Source organism: Enterobacter sp. CC120223-11 (assembly GCF_900215375.1).
Taxonomy (GTDB): Bacteria; Pseudomonadota; Gammaproteobacteria; order Enterobacterales; family Enterobacteriaceae; genus Scandinavium.
In genome coordinates this window covers 107,193-131,949 of the sequence record NZ_OBEF01000001.1, presented here as the reverse complement: position 1 = coordinate 131,949, position 24,757 = coordinate 107,193, and the positions used below count along the sequence as shown (strand labels likewise).

The following is a 24,757-nucleotide window of genomic DNA, read 5'->3' as shown; positions in this document are numbered from 1 at the left end:
CTAGCCGAGCGGCCCACCGACGATGGTTTCGCGCATGCCTGAGAGGATTTTGTCGCCGTTTTCCTGCCACAGCGAGTCGTACCAGGCGCGGGTTTCCTGCATATCTTTTCCGTGGGTGACGTCGCAGCGTTTGCGGGCCTTCAGTACCAGGTCCTTCACCCGCCAGGCGCGTTTTTCCTGGTAGCGCAGCAGGGCATCCTCAATGCCGAGTGAGTGCGTCTGCAGCGTCATCGCCAGCACTACCGCGTCTTCCATTGCCGCGCAGCCGCCCTGGCCAATGTCTGGCGTGGTGCTGTGTCCGGCATCACCAAGCAGGGCCACACGGCCGCGTACCAGCGTTTCAAGCGGTTCGATGTCGTGAATTTCGATGCGGTTGGTGGTGTCAGGGTCGATCTGCGCAATCAGCTTCTGTACAGGTTCGGCCCAGCCGCTGAAGTAACGCGCTAAATCACTGCGAACCGTGGTCCTGTCTTCAGCGAGCCCCTTTGGTAGCGGCACATCGAAGAAGAAGTAGAAGCGGTTTCCTGCCACGGGCATGAGCGAGACGCGCTTGCCTTCGCCGACCCAGGTGGTCCACTGGTTTGCCGGGGCCAGAGCTTCATCAATGGTCACAAGACCGTTCCAGTTTACGTACCCCGCGTAGCGGCGTTCCGTCTGTTCACCGATAACCCAGCTACGGATTGTCGAGTGCGCCCCGTCTGCGGCAATCAGCAGATCCGCCTCTGCGGTATGTCCGTCCTCGAAGGTGGCGCGTACGCCGTCGGAAAAGGATTCAACGCTGACCACGCGTTTGCCGAACTGCACGGCATCGCGTCCGTAAGTCTCCAGCAGCATCTCCTGTAACCCTGCGCGGGCCACGGGCCAGGGGCGTTCGCCGACGCTTTGCACCAGCGGCTCCATGCTGAAGCGCGTCATGGTCTGGTTCAGGCGAAAATCGCGATAGGACATATACTCCATCGGCCCCCCTAATTTTCGCAGTTGCTCCTTCATTCCCAGCCAGTTCAGGCACTTAACGCCGTTAGGCCAGATTGAAATGGCGGCCCCAACCGGTTTAATCTGTTTCACGGCCTCATAGACTTCGGTCGAGATGCCGCACTGCTTCAGGGCGATGGCCGCCGAGAGGCCACCAATGCCGCCACCAATCACGATTGCTTTCATCTTGCTGTCTCTCCTTTGGGTTACAAAGGGATAAGGCAAAATGCGTGCCAGTCGTTGTAAAGCCACCCGTGGCGGGCTGGCGTCCGAAAAAAACGAATGTTGCATTGTTTTAGTGCAAGCTTACCCAGAAAAGGAGCCATGATGATCCCGGAAAATCCGCTTCAGGACGAAATGATAGAGGTTTCACCTGAGCTGAAGCTGAAGGCTGCCGATGATATTTTTGTTTCAGAGTTGCACCAACTGATTCTTAAAAACCGCCAGTGGCTACAGCACTCCCTGAACTGGCCGCAGTTTGTCGGCAGTGAAGAAGACACCCGGCAAAATATGCTGAGCAATCGTCTGCTGCATCAGCGGGGCTACGCCAAGATGTTCCTGATTGTGAAAAGCGAAGAGGTGGTGGGCGTGCTGTCGTTTAACGCCATCGAGCCGCTCAATAAGACCGGGTATATTGGCTACTGGCTGGACGAATCGCACCAGGGACAGGGCATTCTGGCCGCCTGCCTGGAGGCCTTTATTCGCTATTACTCACAGCAGGGTGAAGTCCGGCGGTTTGTGATCAAATGCCGTGTCGAAAACCAAAGCAGCAACCGGGTGGCGCTGCGCAATGGGTTTGTGCTGGAAGGCTGTCTGCGGCAGGCGGAGTTTCTCAACGGGCACTATCACGACCAGAATATTTACGCCCGCATTATTGATGAAGGTTCAGAGTGAGCCAAGCAGTGGCGTGCGGGTGATTCGCTCCTCGCCGTTGATCACCTTGCGTCCGCGCAGGTGAATGGTGTCGCCGTCGTAGGCTTCGATGACCGCGTTGCCGCTGATTTCCACCCTGTGCTCAATCACCACGTCACCGCTGATGCGTGCATGGCCTTCAATCAGGATTTTGTCATCCAGCAGGATCGGGCCGCCGCGCAGCCAGGCGTGCCCGCCAACGAGCACGTGATGCTTCAGCACGCAGTTGCCTTCCACCACGGCGTTCTCCGCTACCTGAGAGCTGTAACGCAGGGTGGGAATTGCGTCCTCGCCGCTGCCCGCGACAACACGGGCGCTGCCGTAGACTTTCGCACAGTCGCACACCCAAACGTTGTTTTCCTCGTTGCCCTGTAAGAGCGCGTTGTCGAAGACTTCCGCCCGGTGTTCGATGAACGCCTGATCGACAATGGCGTCACCGTAAATCTGTGCCTGGTGAACAATGCGTGACCGGCTCACGGTGGCGCGATCATAGATTTGCAGATGCTGCGTATTGTCGCGCGTCAGGCCGATGGCGGCGATGATGTCGCATTGGTTGAGGATGCGTGCATCACCGAAAAGGTGGCATTCGCCGCGTACGCGCGAACACTGAACGGTGACGTTGTCACTTATTCGTGCCTGGTGGCTGAGCGTGGCATTGTCTATCCATGTATTACCTTCAACAATCACACCGTGCGAAAGCGTACAGGGCTGTGTGATCCGCGCATTATCCGTAATGCTGACATGGGCAAACGCCACGCTGTTTTCGTCATAGATCCAGCAGTTTCCTTCCTGGCTCAGTGCCGATTCCGCATCGACCCAGCCGCCAGACGAGCCTGCGGCCACATCAGCGAAATCGCGCAGGGCGATGATTTGCCGCAGCGTAACGTTTTTCTTATCGCCATCTTCCAGATAGCTGTACGCGCGGGTGGACTCGCTGAGGCGATACTTGTTCATCGGCGTTCTCTTTCTGTGGCGTTAAAATAAACGTAGCAAAGAATCTGCGTGACGCGGCGCAGAAGGTTCCTTTAAAATGCATCTTCAAATATTTTTGAATGATTAAACACAAATGAACACGAGTTCCGAACAACGCAAGGTTCTGCATCTGCCAGCGGGCTACTTCGGCATGGTCCTCGGCATTATCGGCATGGGGTTTGCGTGGCGTTATGCCAGCACGATCTGGCCGGTACCGCCGCTGATTGGTGACCTGTTTGTGAGCCTGGCAATCGCTCTGTGGGTTTTGCTGACCATGGCGTTTCTGCTGCGGCTGATGCGCTTCCCCCACAGCGTGCTGACTGAAATGCGTCACCCGTTTGCCAGCAGCTTTGTCAGTCTTTTTCCGGCAACGACCATGCTGGTCGCCATTGGCGTGACGCCGTGGTGTCGGGGGCTGGCCGTCGTGATGTTTGGTTTCGGCGTGGCAGTGCAGCTGTGCTATGCCGCGTGGCAGAGCGCAGGATTATGGCGAGGGCAGCACCCGAATGAGGCGACAACGCCGGGCCTCTATCTGCCGACGGTGGCGAACAATTTTATCAGCGCGATGGCGTGCGGTGCGCTGGGCTATACCGATGTGGGTCTGGTGTTTCTTGGCGCCGGGATCTTCTCCTGGCTGAGCCTGGAACCGGTTATCCTTCAGCGCTTGCGCAGCGCCGGTGAATTGCCCGCGCCGCTGCGCACCTCGCTTGGCATTCAGCTGGCACCCGCACTGGTGGCCTGCAGCGCCTGGTTTGCCGTGAACGGCGGTCATGCGGATGTGTTGGCAAAAATGCTGTTCGGCTACGGTCTGCTGCAGCTGCTGTTTATGCTGCGCCTGCTGCCCTGGTTTATGGCACAGCCGTTTAATGCCTCGTTCTGGAGTTTTTCATTTGGTATTTCTGCCCTTGCCACCACGGGGCTGCATCTTGGCCACGCCGCGCCGGACGGTTTTTTCCATCATCTCGCGCTGCCGCTGTTTATTTTCACCAATGCAATTATTGCGTTGTTGATCGTTCGTACCCTGCATCTGCTGGTCTGCGGTAAACTGCTGACCCGTGTCGATCGCAATACGCTATTACCTGATAAGGATGCCTGATGACCCTTCGTGATGAGAACTACTTCACCGACAAATATGGCCTGACCCGCACGCATTCAGAAGTGCTGCATGCGGCAACAAAAATTCAACCTGGCAAAACCCTCGATTTGGGTTGCGGGAGCGGGCGTAATAGCCTGTACCTGGCGGCCAACGGCTTTGACGTCACCGCGTGGGATAAAAACGCGATGAGCATCAATAATCTGGAGACGATTCGTCAGGCGGAAGGGCTGGAGAATCTGCACGCAAAAGAGGCAGACCTCAATACGCTGAGCTTTGACGGCGAGTACGATTTTATTCTTTCCACCGTGGTGATGATGTTCCTCGAAGCGGACACCATTCCGGGACTTATCGCCAATATGCAACGCTGCACGAAGCCGGGCGGCTGGAACCTGATCGTGGCGGCGATGGACACCGACGATTATCCTTGCACCGTCGGCTTCCCGTTTGCTTTTAAAGCGGGCGAACTGAAAAATTACTACGAAGGCTGGGCGTTCGAGCGCTACAACGAAGACGTTGGCGAACTGCACCGTACCGACGCCGACGGCAACCGCATCAAACTGCGCTTCGCCACCATGCTCGCCCGCAAACCCGCTTAACGCGCGGCCAGCAGGCAGAGTTGCAGGGCAACGTTGTACGAGGCCTCGAACGATTTCAGCGGCAGAAATTCAAACTTCGAGTGGAAGTTATGCGCGCCGGTGAAGAAGTTCGGGGTCAGTAATCCTTTGGCGGAGAGCGCCGCGCCGTCGGTGCCGCCGCGCATCGGCGTTGGTTTCGGCGTGATGCCGAGACTCTCCATCGCCTCAAACATCAAATCTACCGCACGACGATCTTCGCCAATCGCGTTGCTGATGTTGCTGTAGGTATCGCTGATCTGATACTCCACTTTGGCCGTGGGGTACTGCGCGGCAATTTTCCCGGCTACTTCGCCAATTTGCTGTTTACGGCGCTCAAAGCTCGCTTTATCAAAGTCACGAATGCTGGCATGCAGTACGGCGTTGCTCTGTACGGCTTCCATGCCGTTGAACCAGACATAGCCCTCGCGGCCTGCGGTGTGTTCCGGCGTTTCCAGACGATCGAAGTGGCTCATAAAGTCCGTCGCCATCAGCAGCGGATTGACCAGCACGTTTTTGGCCGACATCGGGTGGGCGGTGACGCCGGTAAAGCGGATTTCCGCGGCGGCCGCGTTGAAGTTCTCATAAACAATCTCGCCGAGTTCGCAGCAGTCGATGGTCCAGGCAAAATCGACGTTGAAGCGGCGTTCGGTATCCAGCGCTTTCGCACCACGCAGGCCGACTTCTTCGTCTGGGACAAACGCCACCACGATATCGCCGTGGCGATGCTCAGGTTTTATGTTTTCCAGCAGCGTCATCACCACGGTTACCGCAGCCTTGTTATCCGCCCCGAGCACGCTGGTGCCGTCGCTGAAGATAATCTCTTCGCCCGGATAGGCCAGAATTTCAGGATGCTCCTGTGCGCGCAGCCAGATATCTTTCTGCGCATTGAGGCAGAGATCTTCACCAGTAAACGTCAGAATTTGTGGATGAATATCCGGCGCGAGACCGACGTCCACGGTGTCGATATGGGTGATAAAACCGACGCGCGGCGCACCGGGGACATTCCCTTTTTTAACGGCGGTCACGGTGGCGTGCTCATCAATTTCAATATCGGCCAGACCCAGCTGTTTCAGCTCTTTCGCCAGTTCACGTGCCATCTCGTGCTGACCGACGGTAGTCGGCAAGGTTGTTGCGCTGGGGTCGCTCTGACTGGTGATGGCAAGGTAGCGGAAGAAGCGTTGGGTTAATTGACTGGCGAGCGGCAGTGACATAGTGATTCCTTCTTTATTCATGTTTTCAGGTGTTTGCAGAATGTTTTTGATGTTATCAATGGAAGGCTAAACCAATAAGAACAGGAAATGGACATGAATTGCAAACTGACAACGCTGACGCTGGCCATGCTCGCCCTGACGGTAAGTTCCACCGTGGCGGCGAAAACGCTGGTGTACTGTTCGGAAGGATCGCCGGAGAACTTTAACCCGCAGTTGTACACCTCTGGCACCAGCGTGGATGCCAGCGCCGTGCCGGTATACAACCGTCTGGTTGATTTCAAACCGGGCACCACGGAACTGGTGCCGAGCCTCGCAGAAAGCTGGGACGTGAGTGAAGACGGCAAGGTTTATACCTTCCATCTCCGGCCCGGAGTGAAGTTCCAGAGCAATAAATATTTCAAACCCACTCGTGATTTTAACGCCGACGACGTGATCTTCTCGTTCATGCGCCAGAAGGATGAGAACAACCCGTATCACAAAGTCTCCGGCGGCAGCTATGCCAACTTTGAAAGTCTGGAATTTGGCAAGCTGATCACGGCCATTGATAAAGTGGATGACCACACCGTGCGCTTCACGCTGGCGCACCCGGAAGCGCCTTTCGTGGCAGACCTGGGCTGGTATTTTGCTTCGATACTTTCCGCAGAATACGCGGATGCCATGCTGAAGGCGGGCACGCCGGAGCGGGTCGATATGGATCCGATCGGCACCGGGCCGTTTAAGCTTGCGCAGTATCAAAAAGACTCGCGCATTCTGTATACCGCCAACCCGGACTACTGGATGGGCAAATCGAAAATCGACCGACTGGTGTTCAGCATCACGCCAGACGCCTCCGTGCGCTACGCAAAGCTTGAGAAAAACGAGTGCCAGGTGATGCCGTTCCCCAACCCGGCCGATCTGCCGAGAATGAAGGCTAACAAAGACATCAACCTGATGAGCAAGGCGGGGCTGAACACCGGCTTCCTGTCGTTCAACACGCAAAAGCCGCCGTTTGATAACGTGAAGGTGCGCCAGGCGCTGGCGATGGCCATCAACAAACCAGCCATCATCGAAGCGGTTTTCCAGGGCACGGGCACTGCGGCGAAAAACCTGCTGCCGCCGGGTGTGTGGAGCGCAGACAGCGAACTGAAGGATTACGATTTCGATCCTGAAAAGGCCAAAGCATTGCTGAAAGAAGCGGGCTTTGCTGACGGCCTCAGCGTGGACCTGTGGGCTATGCCGGTTCAGCGTCCGTACAACCCAAATGCTAAACGCATGGCGGAGATGATCCAGGCGGACTGGGCGAAAATTGGCGTCAAAACCACCATTACCACCTATGAATGGGGCGAGTATCTGAAGCGGGTGAAGGACGGTGAACACCAGGCGGCGCTGATGGGCTGGACAACCGCGACGGGCGATCCGGATAACTTCTTCGGCCCGCTGTTTACCTGCCAGTCGGCACAGGGCGGTTCCAACTCGGCGAAGTGGTGCTACGCGCCGTTCGATAAGTTGATTGCTGAAGCGAAATCGATAACCGATCAACAGAAACGTACCGAACTGTACAAGCAGGCGCAGCAGATGATGCACGACCAGATGCCTGCGGTGATGATTGCTCACTCCACCATTTTTGAACCGGTTCGCAAAAACGTCACCGGCTACGAAATTGACCCGTTCGGCAAGCATCTGTTCTGGCAAGTCGACATGAAGTAAAAGCCCGCTTCACCCGTCGTCACGGCGGGTGATAGTTAAATTCCTAATATTTACCTCGCCGCTCTTTTTCCCACACAAACTGCAGTGTCTTTTGATATAACCTCCGCGCATTTTTGCATTTACAGGGACTTACTTATGCGTAGCAAAACGTATTTTAAAGTGGCCGCATTTGCCGCCACGCTTGCCATATCAGGCTGTGCTTCAAAACTCGCGCAACCCGAGCAGTATTCCGGATTCCTGAAGAAATATTCCGATCTTCATGAGGCGCAATCCGCTTCAGGTAAGCCGGAATTGCGCTGGATAGATCCGCATTACAATCCAGCCAATTACGACAACGTTGTTTACAACCCGATCGTTTATTACCCGGTGCCTAAGCCTGATACTCAGGTGGGGCAGCAGGCTCTGGATCAAATCCGTAACTACACCAACCAGCAGCTGAAACAAGCGATAGGGGAACGTAAACCTCTTGTCGCCACCGCAGGCCCGCGCAGCCTGATTTTCCGGGGGGCAATTACCGGGGTGAACACCAGCAAAGAAGGGATGCAGTTCTACGAGATCCTGCCGATCGCGATGGTGGCAGCGGCTACCGAAGTGGCGACAGGGCACCGCACGATGGAAACCAGCCTGTTCTTCGAAGCTGAGCTGATTGATGCCAAAACCAATAAGCCCGTGGTGAAAGTGGTGCGTAAGAGCCAGGGCCAGGACCTGGCTAACGAAAATACCCCGTTAACCGCTGAAACCCTGAAAAAAGTCATTGATGAGATGGCGGTCGATGCCGTGAAGTTTGACCCGACTCAGAAGTAAAAACATGCCTGGCGGCACTCCGTTTGCACAGGCCTACAATCACCGTAGGCCCGGTAAGCATTAGCGCCACCGGGCAAGCTTCCTGATTTATGCCGCGCTTTTGCTTAATGCGCGGCGTTTCAGCCAGGTCTCAGGCTTGGCAAACATCACCAGATTCCCTACCAAAATCAGCGCCAGGCCGAACACTGCATTGGCGTGCCAGACATAGCCCTCATAGAAGGTGGAAATGGTCAGCGCGACGAGCGGGAACAGCAAGGTGCTGTAAGCCGCATTGGCAGGCCCGATTCGCCCGACCAGGGTGAAGTAAGCGCCGAAGGCAATCACCGAGCCGAACAGCGCCAGATAGAGCAGTGCGCCCATATAGCTGAAGGTAAATTCTGGCGTAAAGTTATCGCCGCGAATCAGGGCAATCACGCCCATCACCAGCGTGCCGTAGAGCATCGCCCAGCCGTTAGTGGTCAGCGTTTCCAGGCCGCGGCGCTGGTGGCGAATACTCAGCATATTACCGAGCGAGAAGCCGTAGGTGCCAAGCGCGCTAAGACCAATCCCCATCAGCAGTTCGGTGCTCATGCCGCTGGCCTGCAAATCATCCCAGAACAGCGTCACGATGCCGGTCAGGCCGAGCAGGGCGGCGAGGTAAAAGCGGCCCGGCGGCTGCTGGCGATAAAACAGGAAGCTGTTGATGGCGTTAAACAGCACCGCCATAGAGAAAATCACCGACTCCAGCCCCGTATTGATCCACTTTGCGGCGCTGTAAAAGCACCAGAAGTTGAAGCAGAACACGCAGCAACCCTGAATGATGCAAAACAGGTGGTCACGCAGCGCTAATTTACGCAGGCGACCCATCAGTTTGAGCACCACCATCAGGGTGATACTCGCCACCGCAAAGCGCCAGAAAATGGACACAGGCGCGGGCACGGAGCCCTGCTGCAGGAAAATGGCAATCCACGTGGTGCCCCAGATAACCACGACCAGAAAATAGAGCAGTACGTTCATTGTTGTTGTCTCACTTCAGTCTTTAATGCGCGAAGTCTGGCAGAGACTGAAGACGGCATCTTGCAGAAGGTTGCCGGAGAGTTGCATATTCTTGCGCATTTTTTTGCGTTCGGGCACACAGAAGACTGGTATGCAGGGGCGACTCTTCATAGACTGTGGCTCTGACTCACCGCCACAGCGAACCCCATGCCTGAACAGTACGGTACTTTTAAAACCCTGCGCCAGCAAAACGCCATCCTGCGGGATACGGTGGCGCTGAACTCCGGCATTCAGCTGGCGGCCTGGTTTAATCAGAACGATACCGTGACGGTGCAGAGCGATCACCACACGCTGAGCCTGTACGTGGCGGACGGCTATGAGAGCTACCACAAAACGCCGCTCGGCTGGAAAAACGGCGGCGGGCCGGACCGATTCTGCCTGATGCCAAAAGAGAGTGAATCGAGCTGGGATATTCGCGACGATCTTTCGTTTGTGCACCTTTACTGCACCGATGAGCATCTGCGTGCCACCGGCGAGAAAATCTGGGATAAAAGTCCGGCATCGTTCCGCCTGGACGAAAAAACCTTCGCCCGCGATGACAAAATCACCGCGCTGTACCGCCATTTTCTGCTCGATTGCGACTGGCAGCAGCAGGCCAACCACCTGGCGCTGAGTTCGGCCACCACCTTGCTGTTAACGCATCTGATTCAGCACTACACCAACGTTCAGTGGCGGCTGCCGAAAGTGACCGGCGGGCTGGCACCGTCTGCGTTACGAAACGTGCTGGCGCTGATTGAAGCGCGGCTTGCCGACTCGCTGACGCTTGCCGATCTGGCGCAGGAAGCGAACCTCAGCGAGTACCATTTTGCCCGCATGTTCAGCCTGTCGATGAATATGGCGCCGCATCAGTACGTGATGCAGCGCCGGATGGCAAGGGCGCAGGATCTGGTGCGTAACACCGCTTTACCGCTGACCGAGATAGCCCTTGCCTGTGGATTCAGCTCCGCCAGCCACTTCAGCAACCGCTTTAAAAGCGCACTGGGCATGACGCCGTCGCAGCTACGCGCGTCGGGCCAGTGACAGCACGCTAAAGCATACGCCCCCGGCAACAAGCCCCCAAAAAGCAGACCCGATGCCGAACAGCGTCACGCCGCTGGCGGTCAGCAGGAAAGTGACAATCGCTGCGTCACGTTCGTTCTCTTTTGCTAGCGCCTGTACCAGGCTGCCGCTGATGGTGCCGAGCAGGGCGAGTCCGGCGAGCATCTGTATTCCTGCCACAGGCAAAGCCGCCATCAGCGACGTGATTGACCCGCCGAATATTCCCGCCAGCAGATAGAACACGCCAGCCGCCGCGGCCGCTTTCCAGCGCTGCGCAGGATCGGAATGAGCCTCCGGACTCTGACAAATCGCGGCGGTGATCGCCGCAATACAAATCGAGAAGACGCCGAACGGGGAAAATGCCAACGCAATGCCACCCGTCACCACCATCAGCATCGACACCGGCGCTGAGTAGCCTGAGGCCTTCATTGTGGCGACGCCGGGCGCGTTTTGCGAGGCCATGGTGACGAGGAAAAAGGGCACGCCGACGCTAAGCAGCAGTGAAAAATCAAACGCCGGAGCCACGTAGCGCGGCATCACAAACTCCAGGTGCAGCGCATCAGGTTGTAACCCGCCGCTAAAAATAGCAACCAGACAGCCTGCGATCAGCGCCGCCACCACCGCGTAGCGCGGTGCAATCGCCTTCAGCGCCAGCCAGGACGCGAGCATGGCCCCGCACAGCAGCCCCTCATTTTGCAGGCTGCTGAACGCCTGTAAGCCAAAGCGCAGCAGGATCCCCGCGAGCATTGCCGCCGCCAGCGAATGCGGGATAATTTTCATCAGTCGGGCGAAGAGGCCTGTGACGCCACACAGCACAATCAGCGCGTTGGCAAAAATAAAAATACCGACTGCCTGATTCAGCGTCACGCCCTGCAGGCCCGTCACCAGCAGCGCCGCGCCCGGCGTAGACCAGGCGGTCAGAACGGGTACTTTGCGCCACAGCGTCAGCACCAGCGTGCTGGCACCCATTGCCAGACCCAGCGCCGTCATCCAGCCCGCGATAGTCTGTGCGTCTGCCCCCGCAGCGGCAGCGGCCTGCCAGATAATAGCGGCGGAACTGGCATAACCGACCAGTACGGCAACGAATCCGGCGAGCAGCGTGGAGAAAGGAAGTGCGCGCATAAAATCCTCTTGTGCGTTATAACGTCCGTGGAATGTAGCATTGGGCGTTATAGCGCACAAGTGCTAAACTGCGGCAAAAAAGGAGTCGCTATGAATATTGCCCACCATCTGGCCACCACCCTGAAAACCCTTCGCCAGCAGCGCGAATGGAGCCTGTCGAAGCTTGCAGAGGAGACGGGCGTCTCCAAAGCGATGCTCGGGCAGATTGAGCGCCACGAATCCAGCCCGACGATCGCCACTCTGTGGAAAATCGCCACCGGGCTGAACGTGCCGTTTTCGCTATTTATCACGCCGCCAGAAGGCGAAGAGACGGCTTACGATCCGCAGCAGCAGGCGATGGTGGTGACGCCAGTATTTCCCTGGGACCCGGTATTGCACTACGATCACTTTGCGATAACCCTCGCACCGGGCGCGGTAAGTGAGTCCACGCCGCATGAGGACGGGGTGATTGAACATGTTGTCGCCATCAACGGTACGCTTGATATGTGCATTGACGGGCAGTGGCAGCCGGTGTCAGAAGGGGAAGGGCTAAGATTCGCGGGCGACAAGCCGCACGCCTATCGCAACAGTACCGATCGGACGGTGCTGTTCCACTCGCTGATCCATTACCCGCAGAATAAAAAAGAAAAAGCCGCAGGCTGAGCTGCGGCAAAACGACGACTTTATAAAACTTCATAAAAATTCATAACGCGACGAGGAAAAATCCGGAATACGCAGCCACTGTAATGCCGTGCCGCTTCGTCGTGAAATAGCAATTTCTTCAATGCTTTGCCGGAATGCAGAAAATGCCTGCCTGCACGGCACGGAAAATGATTTCACCCCGCGCCAGTTCTGACTACAATAGCCGCCATTTTGATCCAACGGATAATAACGATGCGCCTGCAAAACCATCATCTTGAACTCCTGAGCCCGGCCCGTGACGTCGGCATTGCCCGCGAAGCGATTCTTCACGGTGCCGATGCCGTGTATATCGGCGGCCCTGGCTTTGGTGCCCGTCATAACGCCAGTAACAGCCTGAGCGATATCGCCGGACTGGTGCCGTTTGCCCATCGCTACGGCGCAAAGGTGTTTGTGACCATCAACACCATTCTTCACGATGATGAGCTGGAACCGGCGCAAAAGCTGATTACCGACCTGTACCAAACCGGCGTGGATGCGCTGATCGTGCAGGACATGGGGATTATGCAGCTGGATCTGCCGCCTATTGAGCTGCATGCCAGCACCCAGTGCGATATCCGCAGCGTTGAGAAGGCAAAGTTCCTCTCCGATGTAGGTTTCAGCCAGATCGTACTGGCGCGCGAGCTGGATTTGCAGCAGATCAAAGCGATTCACGAGAACACCGACGCCACCATTGAATTCTTTATTCACGGCGCACTGTGCGTGGCGTACTCAGGCCAATGTTATATCTCCCACGCTCAGACCGGGCGCAGCGCCAACCGCGGCGACTGCTCTCAGGCCTGCCGCCTGCCGTACACCCTGAAAGACGATCAGGGCCGCGTGGTGGCGTATGAAAAACACCTGCTGTCGATGAAAGACAACGATCAGACCGCCAACCTTGGGCAACTGATCGACGCGGGCGTGCGCTCCTTCAAGATTGAAGGGCGCTACAAAGACATGAGCTACGTGAAAAACATCACCGCTCACTATCGTCAGATGCTCGACAAAATTATCGAAGATCGCGGCGATCTGGCGCGCTCTTCACACGGCCGCACCGAACACTTCTTCGTGCCATCCACCGATAAAACCTTCCACCGCGGCAGCACAGATTACTTCGTGAATGCCCGTAAAGGCGACATTGGCGCATTCGACTCCCCGAAATTTATCGGCCTGCCGGTGGGTGAAGTGCTGAAGGTCAGCAAAGATCACCTCGACGTTGAAGTGACTGAGCCGCTGGCGAACGGCGATGGTTTGAACGTGTTGATCAAACGCGAAGTAGTTGGCTTCCGCGCCAATACGGTAGAGAAAACCGCTGAAAATCGCTATCGCGTATGGCCGAATGAAATGCCTGCAGATCTGCATAAGGTGCGTCCACACACCGCGCTGAACCGCAACCTCGATCACAACTGGTCCCAGGCGCTGACCAAAACCTCCAGCGAACGCCGTGTTGCGGTGGATATCGAGATCGGCGGCTGGCAGGAGCAACTGATTCTGACGATGACCAGCGAAGAGGGCGTCAGCGTCACGCACACCCTCGACGGCGATTTTGAAGAAGCGTCCAACGCCGAAAAAGCGTTGAGCAACCTTAAGGATGGCGTGGCGAAGCTCGGCCAGACCATTTACTACCCGCGTGACGTACAGGTGAATCTGCCGGGTGCGCTGTTTGTGCCAAACAGCCTGCTGAACCAGCTGCGCCGTGAAACGGTTGAAATGCTCGACGAAGCGCGCCTGGCGGCATACGAGCGCGGCAGCCGCAAACCGGTTTCCACGCCAGCGCCGGTCTACCCGGAAACGCACCTGACGTTTTTAACCAACGTCTACAACCATAAAGCGCGTGAGTTTTACCATCGCTATGGCGTGCAGCTGATCGACGCGGCCTATGAAGCGCACGAAGAGAAGGGCGACGTGCCGGTGATGATCACCAAACACTGCCTGCGCTTTGCTTTCAATCTGTGTCCGAAACAGGCGAAAGGCAACATCAAGAGCTGGAAAGCAACGCCCATGCAGCTGATGCACGGCGACGAAGTGCTGACGCTGAAGTTTGACTGCCGTCCGTGCGAAATGCACGTGGTGGGAAAAATCAAAAACCACATTCTGAAAATGCCTCACGCAGGCAGTATTGTGGCCTCCGTGAGCCCGGACGATCTGATGAAGACTTTGCCGAAACGCAAGGGCGCTTAACTCACACCGGGAAAATACCTGTCAGTCCGGGAAGTTGAGACTCAATGACCTCAACAACCCGGCGAACGCGCGGTGGAATAAAGCGCGCATCAGGAAAAATGGCATACAGAAAGCGATCGGGCAGGCGCCAGGCCGGTAAAATCTGAACGATTGTTTTCTGTTGCAGTGCCTTTGCCGCAAGCGGTAACTGTAACCCTCCGACGCCAATACCCGCCTCAATCGCCAGCAGAAGCGCCTCGCTTGAACTCGCACGGAATACAGTATTCACGGTCAGTTCAACGCTATCCGCATCTGTAACCAGCCGCAGCGGCGCAGCCATGCCGATGCCGCTGAACCGCACGAAAGGCCTCTCGCTCAGCTCTTCCAGACTCATCACCGGGGCAATACCCGACGCGGCAAACAGCGGTGTTTCAACCCTGGCCAGCACCCTCGCCGCAAAAGCATCAGGTGGTTCTGCGCTGAGCCGCAGGGCGACATCCACGCCTTCTCTCACCAGGTCTGAGATTCGATCCTCCAGCGAAATTGTCAGATGCAGTTCAGGGTTAGCCGCCTGTAATGCCAGCAAATGCGGCAAAAAGAAGCGTCCAATCCCGCCGGGAAGCTGGATGCTAACTTTCCCCTGAAATGCATGCTGCTCCGGTTGCAGCCGATCTTCGACTTCCTGCATGGCGTTAAGCAACGGCTGGATCTGCTGGCGATATTGCTCGCCTTGCGTCGTCAGGGTCATCACGCGCGTTGTCCGGTAGAAAAGCACCGCGCCGAGCTCGGCTTCGAGCGCAGCAATTTGCTGGCTGACGGCAGATTGTTTCATCCCGGACTGGCGCGCAGCGGCAGAAAACGATCCTGCGCTGGCGACGTGGAGAAAGGTGCGAATGGCTGTGAGCTTATTATTCATTTACGTTTTTTTCTGATAGGTGCCATCAAAAAAGCGGGCTATTTATCGGTAAAAGAGTAGCACACACTCCTGATGAACCCTTCACAGGAGAAACACCATGACTTCATTCGATCGCTCAGGCGTGGCGTTGGTTGCCGGGGCCAGCGGCATTGTAGGCAGCCAGTTAGTCAAAACGCTTTTACAGCATGACTGGCAGGTAATCAGCCTGTCGCGTCAGATCCCCTCGCAAAAGGACAACATAAAGCACGTTGTCGTTGATTTGCTGGATGCCCGGCAGAGTGCTGAGGCGCTGGAAAGCCTGAATAATGTCACCCATATCTTCTACAGCGCATGGCTCAATGCCGCCAGCTGGGCCGAGATGGTGGCACCCAACCTGACGATGCTGCAAAACCTGGTGAGCAACGTCGAACGTAACGCGCCGTTGCAGACGGTCAGCCTGATGCAGGGCTATAAAGTCTACGGTGCCCATCCTGGCCCTTTTAAAACGCCCGCTCGTGAAAGCGATCCGTTTATCCCCGGCGCTGAATTCAATACTGCTCAGCAGTTATGGCTCAGCAATTTCCAGCGCAATAAAGCCTGGCACTGGCATGCGCTGCGTCCTGGCGTGGTGGGCAGCGCGGTGGCGGGAAATATGATGAACCTGGCGCTCGGGATTGCGATTTACGCTTCACTCTGTAAGGCGCAGGGTCTTCCTTTGCGCTTTCCCGGCTCGGCAGAAACCTGGCACAGCATTGTCGATCATACGGATGCCGGTTTGCTTGCCGACGCCACGCTTTGGGCGGCGACCGCAGAGGCCGCGAAAAACAGATCGTTTAACGTCAATAATGGGGATATCTGGCGCTGGAGCGAGCTGTGGCCGCAGATCGCGCAGTGGTTTGAACTGGAATCTGCGCCTCCGGTGCGGCTCTCATTTCGGGCACTTTTTAACGAATACCGCGATGTCTGGCATGCGCTGGCGGCGCAACAGCAGCTTGTCGAGGCTGATATTTTACGGCTAAACGACGGGCAGTTTGCTGATTTTGTGTTTGGCTGGAACTACGACATGTTTGGCGATGGCAGTGAGCTGCGCCGGGCAGGCTTTACGGGTTATCAGGCAACGGATGAGATGTTTTTTAATATCTTTAGCCAGTTAAGGGCTGCGCGCATCATTCCGTGATGGCGGCGCAGAGGTGACATCTGTCGGGGATAACCCCGACAGACTGCCTGTCCTGCTACGCTTTCAGGATTTGAACCCAGCTGCGCTCATCAGCAGGCGGAAAAACATGCTCACCGTCGCCAGCGCCAGCACGCTGCCGCCCCATAACATCACCAGCCAGAGCAGCCGTTTATAAAGCGGTTGTTGCATCAGTGATACCCCTCGCCAGTTTGGACTTTGCCACGGAACACGTAGTAGCTCCAGAAGGTATAAATCAGGATTATCGGCACAATCAGCAGGGCGCCAATCAGCATAAAGCCCTGGCTCTGCGGCGGGGCGGCCGCCTGCCATAGCGTGATATCAGGTGGAATCAGGTTCGGCCAGATGCTGATCCCAAGGCCACTGAAGCCCAGGAAAATCAGGCCCAGCGTCAGCAAAAACGCGCCTGTATGGCTGGCGTGATTGTTCAGCGAACGCCACAACCCGAAGGCAACCATGAGCGTCAGAACAGGCACTGGCAGCAGATACCACAAATTCGGCAGGCTGAACCAGCGTTCGGCAATCGACGGATGCGCAAGCGGCGTCCACAGGCTGATAACTGCAATCACTGCCAGCATTGCCAGCAGCAGGCCTCGTGAAACCCCGCGCATTGTCGCCTGCAACGGATTTTCGCTTTTCATCACCAGCCAGGTCGCACCGAGCAGGGCGTAAGCCACCACCAGACCCAACCCGCAGAACAGCGTGAACGGCGTCAGCCAGTCGAACGGACCTCCGGCAAACGTGCGATTCACGACCGGGAAACCGTTCAACACTGCGCCCACCACCACGCCCTGGCAGAATGTCGCGAGCAGCGAGCCGCCGAGAAACGCCTTATCCCAGAACGGGCGGTGTGAAGGCGTGGCATTAAAGCGAAACTCGAACGCCACGCCGCGGAAAATCAGGCCGATCAGCATCAGCGTCAGCGGAATGGTCAGCGCATCAATAATGACCGCATAAGCCAGTGGAAACGCGCCAAACAGGCCCGCGCCGCCGAGCACCAGCCAGGTTTCATTGCCGTCCCACACCGGGGCGACGCTGTTGACCATCACGTCGCGCTCTTCGGCATCACGCACGAAGGGGAAAAGAATGCTGATGCCTAAATCAAAGCCGTCCATCACGATATACATCAGGGTGGCGAAAACGATGAGCACAAACCAGACAACCGATAAGTCGATACCCATTAGCGAGCCTCCTGGTGGTTAGCGTCGATGGCCGCCGAAAGCGGGCGAGCAGGCGTGCCGTGTGGGTCGGGAATAAAGTCCTGTGGGCCTTTGCGAATCAGGCGAATCATATAGCTGTACCCCACGCCGAAGACCGATGAATAGACGATAAAGAACGCCAGCAGACTCACGCTCATGTGCAAATCACCATGCGCAGAGACGGCATCCTTTGTGCGCTGCAAGCCGTAAACCACCCACGGCTGACGGCCGACTTCGGTGGTTATCCAGCCCGCCAGAATAGCAATCAGTCCGGATGGCCCCATCCACAGCGCGAAGCGAAGAAAAGGGCGACTGGCATACAATCGCTGCCCCTTACGCAGCCACAGTGAAAGCACGCCAAGTAGCAGCATCAGGCCACCGAGCCCGGCCATCACGCGGAATGACCAGAACACCATTGTTGAGTTTGGCCTGTCTTCTTTCGCAAACTCTTTCAGCGCCGGGACCTGCTTATCCAGGCTGTGCGTCAGGATCAGGCTGCCGAGGGCCGGAATTTCTAAGCCATAGCGTGTGCGCTCCTGTTCCATATCAGGCCAGCCGAAAATCAGCAGCGGCGTCGGCTCGCCAGGTTTGTTCTCCCAATGGCCTTCAATGGCGGCGATTTTGGCGGGCTGATGTTTCAGCGTATTCAGGCCGTGCATATCACCAATCAGCGCCTGAAGCGGGGCGATGATCAGCGTCATCCACAGCGCCATAGAAAACATCGCGCGAATGGCGGGTGTGTTGTTGCCGCGCAGCAGATGCCATGCCGCAGACGCGCCAACGAACAAGGCGCTGCTGAGGAACGCCGCCACAGACATATGCGCCAGCCGGTAAGGGAATGAAGGATTAAACACCACGGCGAACCAGTCGACGGGCACGACCACGCCATTAATGATTTCGTGGCCCTGCGGCGTTTGCATCCAACTGTTAGAGGCGAGGATCCAGAAGGTAGAAATAAGCGTGCCGAGCGCCACCATGCAGGTGGCAAAAAAGTGCAGGCCCGGTCCGACTTTGTTCCAGCCAAACAGCATCACGCCGAGGAAACCCGCCTCAAGGAAGAAGGCCGTCAGCACCTCATAAGTGAGCAGCGGGCCGGTAATGCTGCCGGCAAACTGCGAAAAGCCGCTCCAGTTGGTGCCGAACTGGTAGGCCATCACCAGCCCCGATACCACGCCCATGCCAAAGTTGACGGCGAAAATTTTCGACCAGAACGCCCACAGCGAGCGCCATACAGGATTTTTGGTTTTCAGCCACAGCCCTTCAAGCACCGCCAGATAGCTGGCAAGCCCGATGGTGATGGCCGGGAAAATAATGTGAAAAGAGACGGTGAACGCGAACTGTATTCGCGCCAGGTGGAATGCGTCTAAACCGAACATGGACAACCTCGACATAAAACGGTGATCGCAGTCATGGTAAGGATTGGCGTGAGGGAGTAGCAGAGACAGTCGGGACTTATTTACGTATAACAGTTATAGTAAAAACGATAATTTATATAACTGTTATATTCAGCGAAGGACGCAGCGATGAAAAAATACCAGCGCCTGGCGCAGCAGATCACCGAACAGATTGCCCTGGGTGTCTGGCAACCCGGTGACAGGCTGCCGTCGCTGCGCGAGCAGGTGACCATCAGCGGGATGAGTTTTATGACGGTCGGCCATGCCTATCAGCTGCTGGAAAGCCAGGGGCGGATTATCGCCCGGCCGCAGTCGGGCTACTATGTCGCGCCACGTCCGGTGAAGGTTCTCAAGACCGCCGCGCCCATGCAGGTGATGCGTGACGAAGCCGTGGATATCAATACCTATATTTTCAGCGTGCTGCAGGCGAGCCGCGATGCGGCGGTGCTGCCTTTTGCCTCCGCGTTTCCGGACCCGCGACTGTTCCCGCTTCAGCAGCTCAACCGTTCGCTGGCGCAGGTCAGCAAAACCGCCAGCGCCATGAGCGTGATTGAAAATTTACCGCCGGGGAACGCCGAGCTGCGTCACGCCATCGCCCGGCGCTATGCCTTGCAGGGGATGAACATTTCCCCGGATGAGATTGTGATCACCGCCGGAGCCCTGGAGGCGCTGAACCTGAGCCTTCAGGCCGTGACCGAACCTGGCGACTGGGTGATTGTTGAGAACCCTTGTTTCTACGGCGCGCTTCAGGCGCTCGAGAGGCTGAAGCTGAAAGCGCTGGCGGTGCCATCTGATATTAAAGAGGGCATTGATATGGCGGCGCTGGAACTGGCGCTGAAAGAGTACCCGGTGAAGGCCTGCTGGCTGATGACCAACAGCCAGAACCCCCTCGGCTTTACCCTGAGCCCGGAGAAAAAAGCACAGCTTATCGGGCTGCTTACCGCGCACAACGTGACGCTGATTGAGGACGACGTTTACAGCGAACTCTGGTTTGGCCGTGAGAAACCGCTGCCCGCCAAGGCCTGGGATCGCGATGACATGACGCTGCACTGCAGCTCGTTTTCAAAATGTCTGGTGCCGGGGTTTCGTATCGGCTGGGTAGCCGCGGGCAAACACGCGCAGCGCATTCAGCATCTGCAATTGATGAGCACGCTTTCCACCAGTTCGCCCATGCAGATGGCGCTGGTCGATTACCTCGGCACCAAACGTTACGACGCCCACTTGCGCAGGCTGCGACGCCAGCTGGCGGAACGTAAGCATCAGGCGTGGCAGGCGCTGCTGCGTCATTTGCCGGCTGAGGTGAAAATCCATCACAGCGATAACGGCTACTTTTTGTGGCTGGAGCTGCCCGCCGGGATTGACGCCGGAGAGCTTGGTGCACGGGCGCTGGCGCATAAAATCAGCATCGCGCCGGGCAAAATGTTTTCGACCACCGACAGCTGGGCCTCGTTCTTCCGCTTCAACACCGCCTGGGGCTGGAGCGATCGCGAAGAGCAGGGCGTAAAAACGCTCGGCAGATTAATTCGTGAAATGATTAACGAATAGCCATTCTTATTTTCTGAATACCTTTTTCTCGAATTGAAAATAACCCGCTTATTATTTAGCTGATAATAAGCGGGTTATTTCTTTGGCCGCTCCCATAGGAAATATGCATATCAGGCGTCCCGCCCTAACACCTTGTCTATACTCTGTTTAGTTCAGATATATCACTGGATTTTCAGCGTTATGCGCTCTTTGTCACAACCTGGTGAAATTTATCACCAGGCGCAGGTGCGCGCGTATTACGCCGTCTAAAGTTATCAGGGGACATATTTTTACGGCACGGCTGCCGCCATATAAATTCCGACAGGAGTAACCATACTATGAGCAAGCAATTTGCCCGCAGCAGCCTGTGCGCGCTGGGTCTGACTATCATGACAGCACAAGCCGCCGAGCCGCCAACGACGCTCGGCAAAGCAGAAGGTCGCCTCGATATTATTGCCTGGCCGGGCTACGTGGAACGCGGCCAGACCGATAAAAACTACGACTGGGTCACCCAGTTTGAAAAAGACACCGGTTGTTCGGTGAACGTAAAAACCGCCGCCACCTCTGATGAGATGGTCAGCCTGATGGCAAAGGGCGGATATGACCTCGTCACCGCCTCGGGAGACGCCTCTTTACGCCTGATTATGGGCAAACGCGTACAGCCGATTAACACGGCGCTGATCCCGAACTGGAAAACCCTCGATCCTCGCCTGGAAAAAGGCGCGTGGTTCAACGTGGGCGGTAAAGTCTACGGCACGCCGTACCAGTGGGGCCCGAACCTGCTGATGTACAACACCAAAACTTTCCCGACGCCACCAGACAGCTGGAAAGTGGTGTTCGTCGAGCAAACCCTGCCGGATGGTAAATCCAACAAGGGCCGTGTGCAGGCCTATGACGGTCCAATCTACATTGCCGATGCGGCGTTGTTCGTGAAAGCCACGCAGCCGCAGCTGGGCATTACCGACCCGTATCAGCTGAATGAAGAACAGTACGCGGCGGTGCTGAAAGTGCTGCGCGATCAGCACGCGTTAATCCACCGCTACTGGCACGACGCCACCGTACAGATGAGCGACTTCAAAAACGAAGGCGTGGTGGCCTCCAGTTCCTGGCCTTATCAGGCGAACGGCCTGAAGACCGACAACCAGCCTGTCGCGACCGTGTTCCCGAAAGAGGGCGTCACCGGCTGGGCAGACACCACCATGCTGCACGCCGAAGCCAAACACCCGGTTTGCGCTTATAAGTGGATGAACTGGTCATTAACGCCGAAGGTGCAGGGCGACGTTTCCGCCTGGTTCGGCTCGCTGCCAGTGGTGCCGGAAGGCTGTAAAGCCAGCACGCTGCTCGGTGAGAAAGGCTGTGAAACCAACGGCTACACCTTCTTCGACAAAATTGCCTTCTGGAAAACGCCTGTCGCTGAAGGCGGGAAATACGTGCCTTACAGCCGCTGGACGCAGGACTATATCGCCATCATGGGTGGTCGTTAACACCCGGGAGTGAAGCATGACGTACGCAGTAGAATTTCAGGATGTCTCACGTCTGTATGGTGATGTTCGTGCGGTGGATGGCGTCAGTATCGCCATCCAGGACGGGGAGTTTTTCTCCATGCTGGGGCCGTCCGGCTCCGGCAAAACCACCTGCCTGCGGCTTATCGCCGGGTTCGAACAACTCTCCGGCGGGGCAATCAAAATCTTCGGTAAAGAAGCGAGCGAGTTGCCGCCGTGGCAGCGCGACGTCAATACCGTCTTCCAGGACTACGCGCTGTTTCCGCACATGTCGATCCTCGATAACGTCGCCTACGGGCTGATGGTGAAGGGCATTGGCAAAAAAGAGCGGCACGCGATGGCGCAGGAAGCGCTGGAAAAAGTTGCCCTGAGTCATGTGCAGGCGCGCAAGCCGTCTCAGCTTTCCGGCGGCCAGCGTCAGCGCGTGGCCATCGCACGAGCACTGGTCAACAAGCCGCGCGTGTTGCTGCTGGATGAGCCTCTCGGGGCGCTCGATCTCAAGCTGCGCGAGCAGATGCAGTTCGAGTTGAAAAAGCTGCAGCAGGATCTGGGTATCACCTTTATTTTCGTGACTCACGATCAGGGTGAGGCGCTGTCGATGTCTGACCGCGTGGCGGTGTTTAACAACGGCCGCATTGAACAGGTGGATACGCCTCGGGAGCTTTATCTGCGCCCGCGCACGCCGTTCGTGGCCGGTTTTGTCGGCACGTCGAACGTATTTGATAGCGGTATGACCGAAAAACTCTGCGGTATGTCGGGCCAGTGGTCTTTGCGCCCGGAGCATATTCGTCTGGATACCGCCGGAGAAATTCAGGTCAGCGGCGTGGTGCAGGCCGTGCAGTATCAGGGCGCGGCGACACGCTATGAAATTCGTCTGCCCGGCGGAGAAAAGCTGCTGGTGAGTCAGGGGAATTTCAGCGGCGGCGCAGTACCGGACGGCCCGACGCCGGGCCAGAACGTGCTGGCGTCCTGGTCGCGGGAGGCGATGGTGCCGCTGGACGGAGGGAGGTGAGATGGCCATGAGTATCGCACCGCTTCCTCAGCAATCACGCGCCAACCGCCTTTCTGGCCTGTTCTGGCGTAAGCCATCGCTGGCGCTGTTCCTGCTGCTGCTCGGGCCGCTGATGTGGTTCGGCGTGGTCTATCTCGGCTCGCTGCTGACGCTGCTTTGGCAAGGGTTCTACACCTTTGACGACTTCACCATGTCGGTGACGCCGGACCTGACGCTCGCCAACCTGAAAGCGCTGTTCAACCCGGCAAACTACGACATCATCGTGCGAACGTTGGTGATGGCGATTGCCGTGACCATCGCCAGCGCGATCCTCGCGTTCCCGATGGCGTGGTACATGGCGCGCTACACCAGCGGCAAATGGAAAGCGTTCTTTTACATCGCGGTGATGCTGCCGATGTGGGCGAGCTACATCGTCAAGGCTTACGCCTGGACGCTGCTGCTGGCGAAAGATGGCGTGGCGCAGTGGTTTTTGACTCATATGGGGCTGGAAGGCCTGCTGAACGAGTTCCTGCTGCTTCCCGCAGTGGGCGGCAACACGCTCTCCACCTCCGGGTTCGGTCGCTTTCTGCTGTTCGTTTACATCTGGCTGCCGTTTATGATCCTGCCGGTTCAGGCCGCGCTGGAACGGCTCCCGCCTTCACTGTTGCAGGCTTCGGCAGATTTGGGTGCTTATCCGCGCCAGACGTTCCGCTATGTGGTTCTGCCATTGGCGATTCCTGGCATTGCTGCGGGTTCTATCTTCACCTTCTCTCTGACGCTCGGCGACTTCATTGTGCCGCAGTTGGTGGGCCCGCCGGGGTACTTTATCGGCCAGATGGTGTATTCGCAGCAGGGGGCGATTGGCAACATGCCGATGGCAGCGGCGTTCACCTTAGTACCGATTGTGTTAATCGCACTTTATTTGGCGTTCGTGAAACGTCTGGGAGCATTCGATGCACTCTGAAAGAGCACCGTGGTTCCTGAAACTGGCGACCTGGGGCGGGGTAATCTTCCTGCATTTCCCGCTCGCCATCATCGCCATCTATGCTTTCAATACGGAAGACGCGGCGTTCAGCTTTCCGCCGAAAGGCCTGACGCTGCACTGGTTCAGCGTGGCGGCGGGGCGCAGCGATATTCTGGATGCGGTGACGTTGTCACTTCAAATAGCCGCGCTGTCGACGGTTATCGCGTTGGTACTTGGCACGCTGGCTGCAGCGGCTCTGTGGCGGAGTGAGTTTTTCGGCAAAAACGCCATCTCGCTGCTGCTGCTGTTGCCGATTGCGCTGCCGGGGATCATCTCCGGCCTCGCGCTGCTGAGCGCATTCAAGGCTGTAAACCTTGAACCAGGTTTCATCACCATCGTGGTCGGGCACGCAACCTTCTGCGTGGTGGTGGTCTTCAACAACGTTATTGCCCGTTTCCGCCGTACCTCCTGGAGCCTGGTGGAAGCGTCGATGGATTTAGGTGCCAGCACCTGGCAGACCTTCCGCTATGTGGTGCTGCCGAACCTCGGTTCCGCGCTGCTGGCGGGCGGGATGCTGGCGTTCGCGCTGTCGTTTGACGAAATCATCGTCACCACCTTTACCGCAGGCCACGAGCGCACGCTGCCGCTGTGGCTGCTGAACCAGTTGGGTCGCCCGCGCGATGTGCCGGTAACCAACGTGGTGGCGCTGCTGGTGATGCTGGTGACAACCATACCGATTCTGGGTGCCTGGTGGCTGACACGCGACGGCGAAACGGTCGCCGGAAGCGGTAAATAATTGAAAATGATGGAGCAG

General features: G+C 57.1%; 24 protein-coding genes. 14 read left to right on the top strand and 10 right to left on the bottom strand.

Translation table 11 applies throughout. The annotated features are described in order from the left end of the window. The gene (gene hpxO / locus CRO87_RS00590) at positions 1-1,158 is read right to left on the bottom strand and encodes an FAD-dependent urate hydroxylase HpxO (protein WP_097160984.1); all 1,158 of its coding nucleotides are present in this window, start codon (positions 1,156-1,158) and stop codon (positions 1-3) included. Between the two features lie 141 nt (positions 1,159-1,299). Between hpxO and rimL the strand changes: the two genes are divergently transcribed. Then, positions 1,300-1,866, top strand: a complete 567-nt coding sequence (gene rimL, locus CRO87_RS00585; protein ID WP_097160983.1) for a 50S ribosomal protein L7/L12-serine acetyltransferase — start codon at positions 1,300-1,302, stop codon at positions 1,864-1,866. On the opposite strand, the gene ydcK is transcribed toward rimL, so the two are convergent. Beyond that, complete coding sequence (gene ydcK, locus CRO87_RS00580; RefSeq protein ID WP_097160982.1) at positions 1,858-2,838, bottom strand: YdcK family protein; 981 nt, start codon at positions 2,836-2,838, stop codon at positions 1,858-1,860. The two genes, rimL and ydcK, sit on opposite strands and share 9 nt — an antisense overlap. Positions 2,839-2,950: 112 nt before the next feature. Between ydcK and tehA the strand changes: the two genes are divergently transcribed. Then, entirely contained in the window at positions 2,951-3,952 is a 1,002-nt protein-coding gene (tehA, locus tag CRO87_RS00575) for a dicarboxylate transporter/tellurite-resistance protein TehA (protein ID WP_097160981.1), read from the top strand. Continuing rightward, entirely contained in the window at positions 3,952-4,548 is a 597-nt protein-coding gene (gene tehB, locus CRO87_RS00570; protein WP_097160980.1) for a tellurite resistance methyltransferase TehB, read from the top strand. Before tehA ends, tehB begins: the two co-directional genes overlap by 1 nt. Here tehB and pepT read toward each other — a convergent pair. Further along, positions 4,545-5,777, bottom strand: a complete 1,233-nt coding sequence (gene pepT / locus CRO87_RS00565; protein WP_097160979.1) for a peptidase T — start codon at positions 5,775-5,777, stop codon at positions 4,545-4,547. The genes tehB and pepT overlap by 4 nt on opposite strands. 93 nt (positions 5,778-5,870) lie before the next feature. Here pepT and CRO87_RS00560 point away from each other — a divergent pair, with 93 nt between their 5' ends. Beyond that, positions 5,871-7,463 carry an ABC transporter substrate-binding protein gene (locus tag CRO87_RS00560; protein WP_097160978.1) on the top strand — a complete coding sequence of 531 codons (1,593 nt, stop codon included), beginning with the start codon at positions 5,871-5,873 and terminating at the stop codon, positions 7,461-7,463. Between the two features lie 135 nt (positions 7,464-7,598). Continuing rightward, positions 7,599-8,267 (top strand): DUF3313 domain-containing protein, encoded by a 669-nt coding sequence (locus CRO87_RS00555; protein WP_097160977.1) that lies wholly within the window; start codon positions 7,599-7,601, stop codon positions 8,265-8,267. Between the two features lie 87 nt (positions 8,268-8,354). On the opposite strand, the gene CRO87_RS00550 is transcribed toward CRO87_RS00555, so the two are convergent. Beyond that, positions 8,355-9,263 carry a DMT family transporter gene (locus CRO87_RS00550; protein ID WP_097160976.1) on the bottom strand — a complete coding sequence of 303 codons (909 nt, stop codon included), beginning with the start codon at positions 9,261-9,263 and terminating at the stop codon, positions 8,355-8,357. A 186-nt stretch (positions 9,264-9,449) separates the two neighbouring features. Here CRO87_RS00550 and CRO87_RS00545 point away from each other — a divergent pair, with 186 nt between their 5' ends. Continuing rightward, positions 9,450-10,322: a helix-turn-helix domain-containing protein gene (locus CRO87_RS00545; protein ID WP_097160975.1), complete on the top strand. Its 873-nt coding sequence runs from the start codon at positions 9,450-9,452 to the stop codon at positions 10,320-10,322. Here CRO87_RS00545 and CRO87_RS00540 read toward each other — a convergent pair. Beyond that, positions 10,302-11,462 carry a benzoate/H(+) symporter BenE family transporter gene (locus CRO87_RS00540; protein ID WP_097160974.1) on the bottom strand — a complete coding sequence of 387 codons (1,161 nt, stop codon included), beginning with the start codon at positions 11,460-11,462 and terminating at the stop codon, positions 10,302-10,304. The genes CRO87_RS00545 and CRO87_RS00540 overlap by 21 nt on opposite strands. A 90-nt stretch (positions 11,463-11,552) precedes the next feature. On the opposite strand from CRO87_RS00540, the gene CRO87_RS00535 reads away from it, so the two are divergent. After that, on the top strand, positions 11,553-12,104 hold the full coding sequence (locus CRO87_RS00535; RefSeq protein WP_097160973.1) for a helix-turn-helix domain-containing protein: 552 nt from the start codon (positions 11,553-11,555) through the stop codon (positions 12,102-12,104). A gap of 30 nt (positions 12,105-12,134) precedes the next feature. On the opposite strand, the gene CRO87_RS22435 is transcribed toward CRO87_RS00535, so the two are convergent. Further along, a complete protein-coding gene (locus CRO87_RS22435; RefSeq protein ID WP_141398649.1) occupies positions 12,135-12,356 on the bottom strand; it encodes a hypothetical protein in 222 nt (73 codons plus the stop codon). On the opposite strand from CRO87_RS22435, the gene CRO87_RS00530 reads away from it, so the two are divergent. Next, positions 12,336-14,300, top strand: a complete 1,965-nt coding sequence (locus CRO87_RS00530; protein WP_097160972.1) for a U32 family peptidase — start codon at positions 12,336-12,338, stop codon at positions 14,298-14,300. The genes CRO87_RS22435 and CRO87_RS00530 overlap by 21 nt on opposite strands. Before the next feature lies 1 nt (position 14,301). Here CRO87_RS00530 and CRO87_RS00525 read toward each other — a convergent pair whose 3' ends face one another. Next, positions 14,302-15,195 carry a LysR family transcriptional regulator gene (locus CRO87_RS00525; protein ID WP_097160971.1) on the bottom strand — a complete coding sequence of 298 codons (894 nt, stop codon included), beginning with the start codon at positions 15,193-15,195 and terminating at the stop codon, positions 14,302-14,304. Positions 15,196-15,292: 97 nt separating this feature from the next. On the opposite strand from CRO87_RS00525, the gene CRO87_RS00520 reads away from it, so the two are divergent. Continuing rightward, complete coding sequence (locus CRO87_RS00520) at positions 15,293-16,351, top strand: SDR family oxidoreductase (protein ID WP_097160970.1); 1,059 nt, start codon at positions 15,293-15,295, stop codon at positions 16,349-16,351. A 63-nt stretch (positions 16,352-16,414) separates the two neighbouring features. On the opposite strand, the gene CRO87_RS00515 is transcribed toward CRO87_RS00520, so the two are convergent. From CRO87_RS00515 to CRO87_RS00505, 3 genes are read right to left on the bottom strand one after another with little or no spacing between them, the layout of a single operon-like run. After that, positions 16,415-16,540 (bottom strand): DUF2474 domain-containing protein, encoded by a 126-nt coding sequence (locus CRO87_RS00515; protein ID WP_097160969.1) that lies wholly within the window; start codon positions 16,538-16,540, stop codon positions 16,415-16,417. After that, the gene (gene cydB / locus CRO87_RS00510) at positions 16,540-17,550 is read right to left on the bottom strand and encodes a cytochrome d ubiquinol oxidase subunit II (RefSeq protein WP_097160968.1); all 1,011 of its coding nucleotides are present in this window, start codon (positions 17,548-17,550) and stop codon (positions 16,540-16,542) included. Before cydB ends, CRO87_RS00515 begins: the two co-directional genes overlap by 1 nt. After that, positions 17,550-18,944, bottom strand: a complete 1,395-nt coding sequence (locus tag CRO87_RS00505; RefSeq protein WP_097160967.1) for a cytochrome ubiquinol oxidase subunit I — start codon at positions 18,942-18,944, stop codon at positions 17,550-17,552. The genes cydB and CRO87_RS00505 overlap by 1 nt, the downstream gene beginning before the upstream one ends. A 147-nt stretch (positions 18,945-19,091) precedes the next feature. Here CRO87_RS00505 and CRO87_RS00500 point away from each other — a divergent pair, with 147 nt between their 5' ends. The 5 genes from CRO87_RS00500 to CRO87_RS00480 all read left to right on the top strand — a co-directional run bounded on the left by CRO87_RS00500 (position 19,092) and on the right by CRO87_RS00480 (position 24,739). After that, a complete protein-coding gene (locus tag CRO87_RS00500) occupies positions 19,092-20,507 on the top strand; it encodes a PLP-dependent aminotransferase family protein (RefSeq protein ID WP_097160966.1) in 1,416 nt (471 codons plus the stop codon). 317 nt (positions 20,508-20,824) lie between these two features. Continuing rightward, positions 20,825-21,970 carry a putative ABC transporter substrate-binding protein YdcS gene (ydcS, locus tag CRO87_RS00495; protein WP_097160965.1) on the top strand — a complete coding sequence of 382 codons (1,146 nt, stop codon included), beginning with the start codon at positions 20,825-20,827 and terminating at the stop codon, positions 21,968-21,970. 16 nt (positions 21,971-21,986) lie between these two features. Beyond that, entirely contained in the window at positions 21,987-23,000 is a 1,014-nt protein-coding gene (locus CRO87_RS00490) for an ABC transporter ATP-binding protein (protein ID WP_097160964.1), read from the top strand. A gap of 1 nt (position 23,001) precedes the next feature. Next, positions 23,002-23,943 carry an ABC transporter permease gene (locus CRO87_RS00485; protein WP_097160963.1) on the top strand — a complete coding sequence of 314 codons (942 nt, stop codon included), beginning with the start codon at positions 23,002-23,004 and terminating at the stop codon, positions 23,941-23,943. Further along, positions 23,933-24,739: an ABC transporter permease gene (locus tag CRO87_RS00480; protein WP_097160962.1), complete on the top strand. Its 807-nt coding sequence runs from the start codon at positions 23,933-23,935 to the stop codon at positions 24,737-24,739. Before CRO87_RS00485 ends, CRO87_RS00480 begins: the two co-directional genes overlap by 11 nt. Positions 24,740-24,757: the final 18 nt, after the last annotated feature.

What these genes read in the sequence shown, in the direction of transcription:
- hpxO (WP_097160984.1), bottom strand. Translation starts at nt 1,158, where the DNA reads ATGAAAGCAATCGTGATTGGTGGCGGCATTGGTGGCCTCTCGGCGGCC.
- rimL (WP_097160983.1), top strand. Translation starts at nt 1,300, where the DNA reads ATGATCCCGGAAAATCCGCTTCAGGACGAAATGATAGAGGTTTCACCT.
- ydcK (WP_097160982.1), bottom strand. Translation starts at nt 2,838, where the DNA reads ATGAACAAGTATCGCCTCAGCGAGTCCACCCGCGCGTACAGCTATCTG.
- tehA (WP_097160981.1), top strand. Translation starts at nt 2,951, where the DNA reads ATGAACACGAGTTCCGAACAACGCAAGGTTCTGCATCTGCCAGCGGGC.
- tehB (WP_097160980.1), top strand. Translation starts at nt 3,952, where the DNA reads ATGACCCTTCGTGATGAGAACTACTTCACCGACAAATATGGCCTGACC.
- pepT (WP_097160979.1), bottom strand. Translation starts at nt 5,777, where the DNA reads ATGTCACTGCCGCTCGCCAGTCAATTAACCCAACGCTTCTTCCGCTAC.
- CRO87_RS00560 (WP_097160978.1), top strand. Translation starts at nt 5,871, where the DNA reads ATGAATTGCAAACTGACAACGCTGACGCTGGCCATGCTCGCCCTGACG.
- CRO87_RS00555 (WP_097160977.1), top strand. Translation starts at nt 7,599, where the DNA reads ATGCGTAGCAAAACGTATTTTAAAGTGGCCGCATTTGCCGCCACGCTT.
- CRO87_RS00550 (WP_097160976.1), bottom strand. Translation starts at nt 9,263, where the DNA reads ATGAACGTACTGCTCTATTTTCTGGTCGTGGTTATCTGGGGCACCACG.
- CRO87_RS00545 (WP_097160975.1), top strand. Translation starts at nt 9,450, where the DNA reads ATGCCTGAACAGTACGGTACTTTTAAAACCCTGCGCCAGCAAAACGCC.
- CRO87_RS00540 (WP_097160974.1), bottom strand. Translation starts at nt 11,462, where the DNA reads ATGCGCGCACTTCCTTTCTCCACGCTGCTCGCCGGATTCGTTGCCGTA.
- CRO87_RS00535 (WP_097160973.1), top strand. Translation starts at nt 11,553, where the DNA reads ATGAATATTGCCCACCATCTGGCCACCACCCTGAAAACCCTTCGCCAG.
- CRO87_RS00530 (WP_097160972.1), top strand. Translation starts at nt 12,336, where the DNA reads ATGCGCCTGCAAAACCATCATCTTGAACTCCTGAGCCCGGCCCGTGAC.
- CRO87_RS22435 (WP_141398649.1), bottom strand. Translation starts at nt 12,356, where the DNA reads ATGATGGTTTTGCAGGCGCATCGTTATTATCCGTTGGATCAAAATGGC.
- CRO87_RS00525 (WP_097160971.1), bottom strand. Translation starts at nt 15,195, where the DNA reads ATGAATAATAAGCTCACAGCCATTCGCACCTTTCTCCACGTCGCCAGC.
- CRO87_RS00520 (WP_097160970.1), top strand. Translation starts at nt 15,293, where the DNA reads ATGACTTCATTCGATCGCTCAGGCGTGGCGTTGGTTGCCGGGGCCAGC.
- CRO87_RS00515 (WP_097160969.1), bottom strand. Translation starts at nt 16,540, where the DNA reads ATGCAACAACCGCTTTATAAACGGCTGCTCTGGCTGGTGATGTTATGG.
- cydB (WP_097160968.1), bottom strand. Translation starts at nt 17,550, where the DNA reads ATGGGTATCGACTTATCGGTTGTCTGGTTTGTGCTCATCGTTTTCGCC.
- CRO87_RS00505 (WP_097160967.1), bottom strand. Translation starts at nt 18,944, where the DNA reads ATGTTCGGTTTAGACGCATTCCACCTGGCGCGAATACAGTTCGCGTTC.
- CRO87_RS00500 (WP_097160966.1), top strand. Translation starts at nt 19,092, where the DNA reads ATGAAAAAATACCAGCGCCTGGCGCAGCAGATCACCGAACAGATTGCC.
- ydcS (WP_097160965.1), top strand. Translation starts at nt 20,825, where the DNA reads ATGAGCAAGCAATTTGCCCGCAGCAGCCTGTGCGCGCTGGGTCTGACT.
- CRO87_RS00490 (WP_097160964.1), top strand. Translation starts at nt 21,987, where the DNA reads ATGACGTACGCAGTAGAATTTCAGGATGTCTCACGTCTGTATGGTGAT.
- CRO87_RS00485 (WP_097160963.1), top strand. Translation starts at nt 23,002, where the DNA reads ATGGCCATGAGTATCGCACCGCTTCCTCAGCAATCACGCGCCAACCGC.
- CRO87_RS00480 (WP_097160962.1), top strand. Translation starts at nt 23,933, where the DNA reads ATGCACTCTGAAAGAGCACCGTGGTTCCTGAAACTGGCGACCTGGGGC.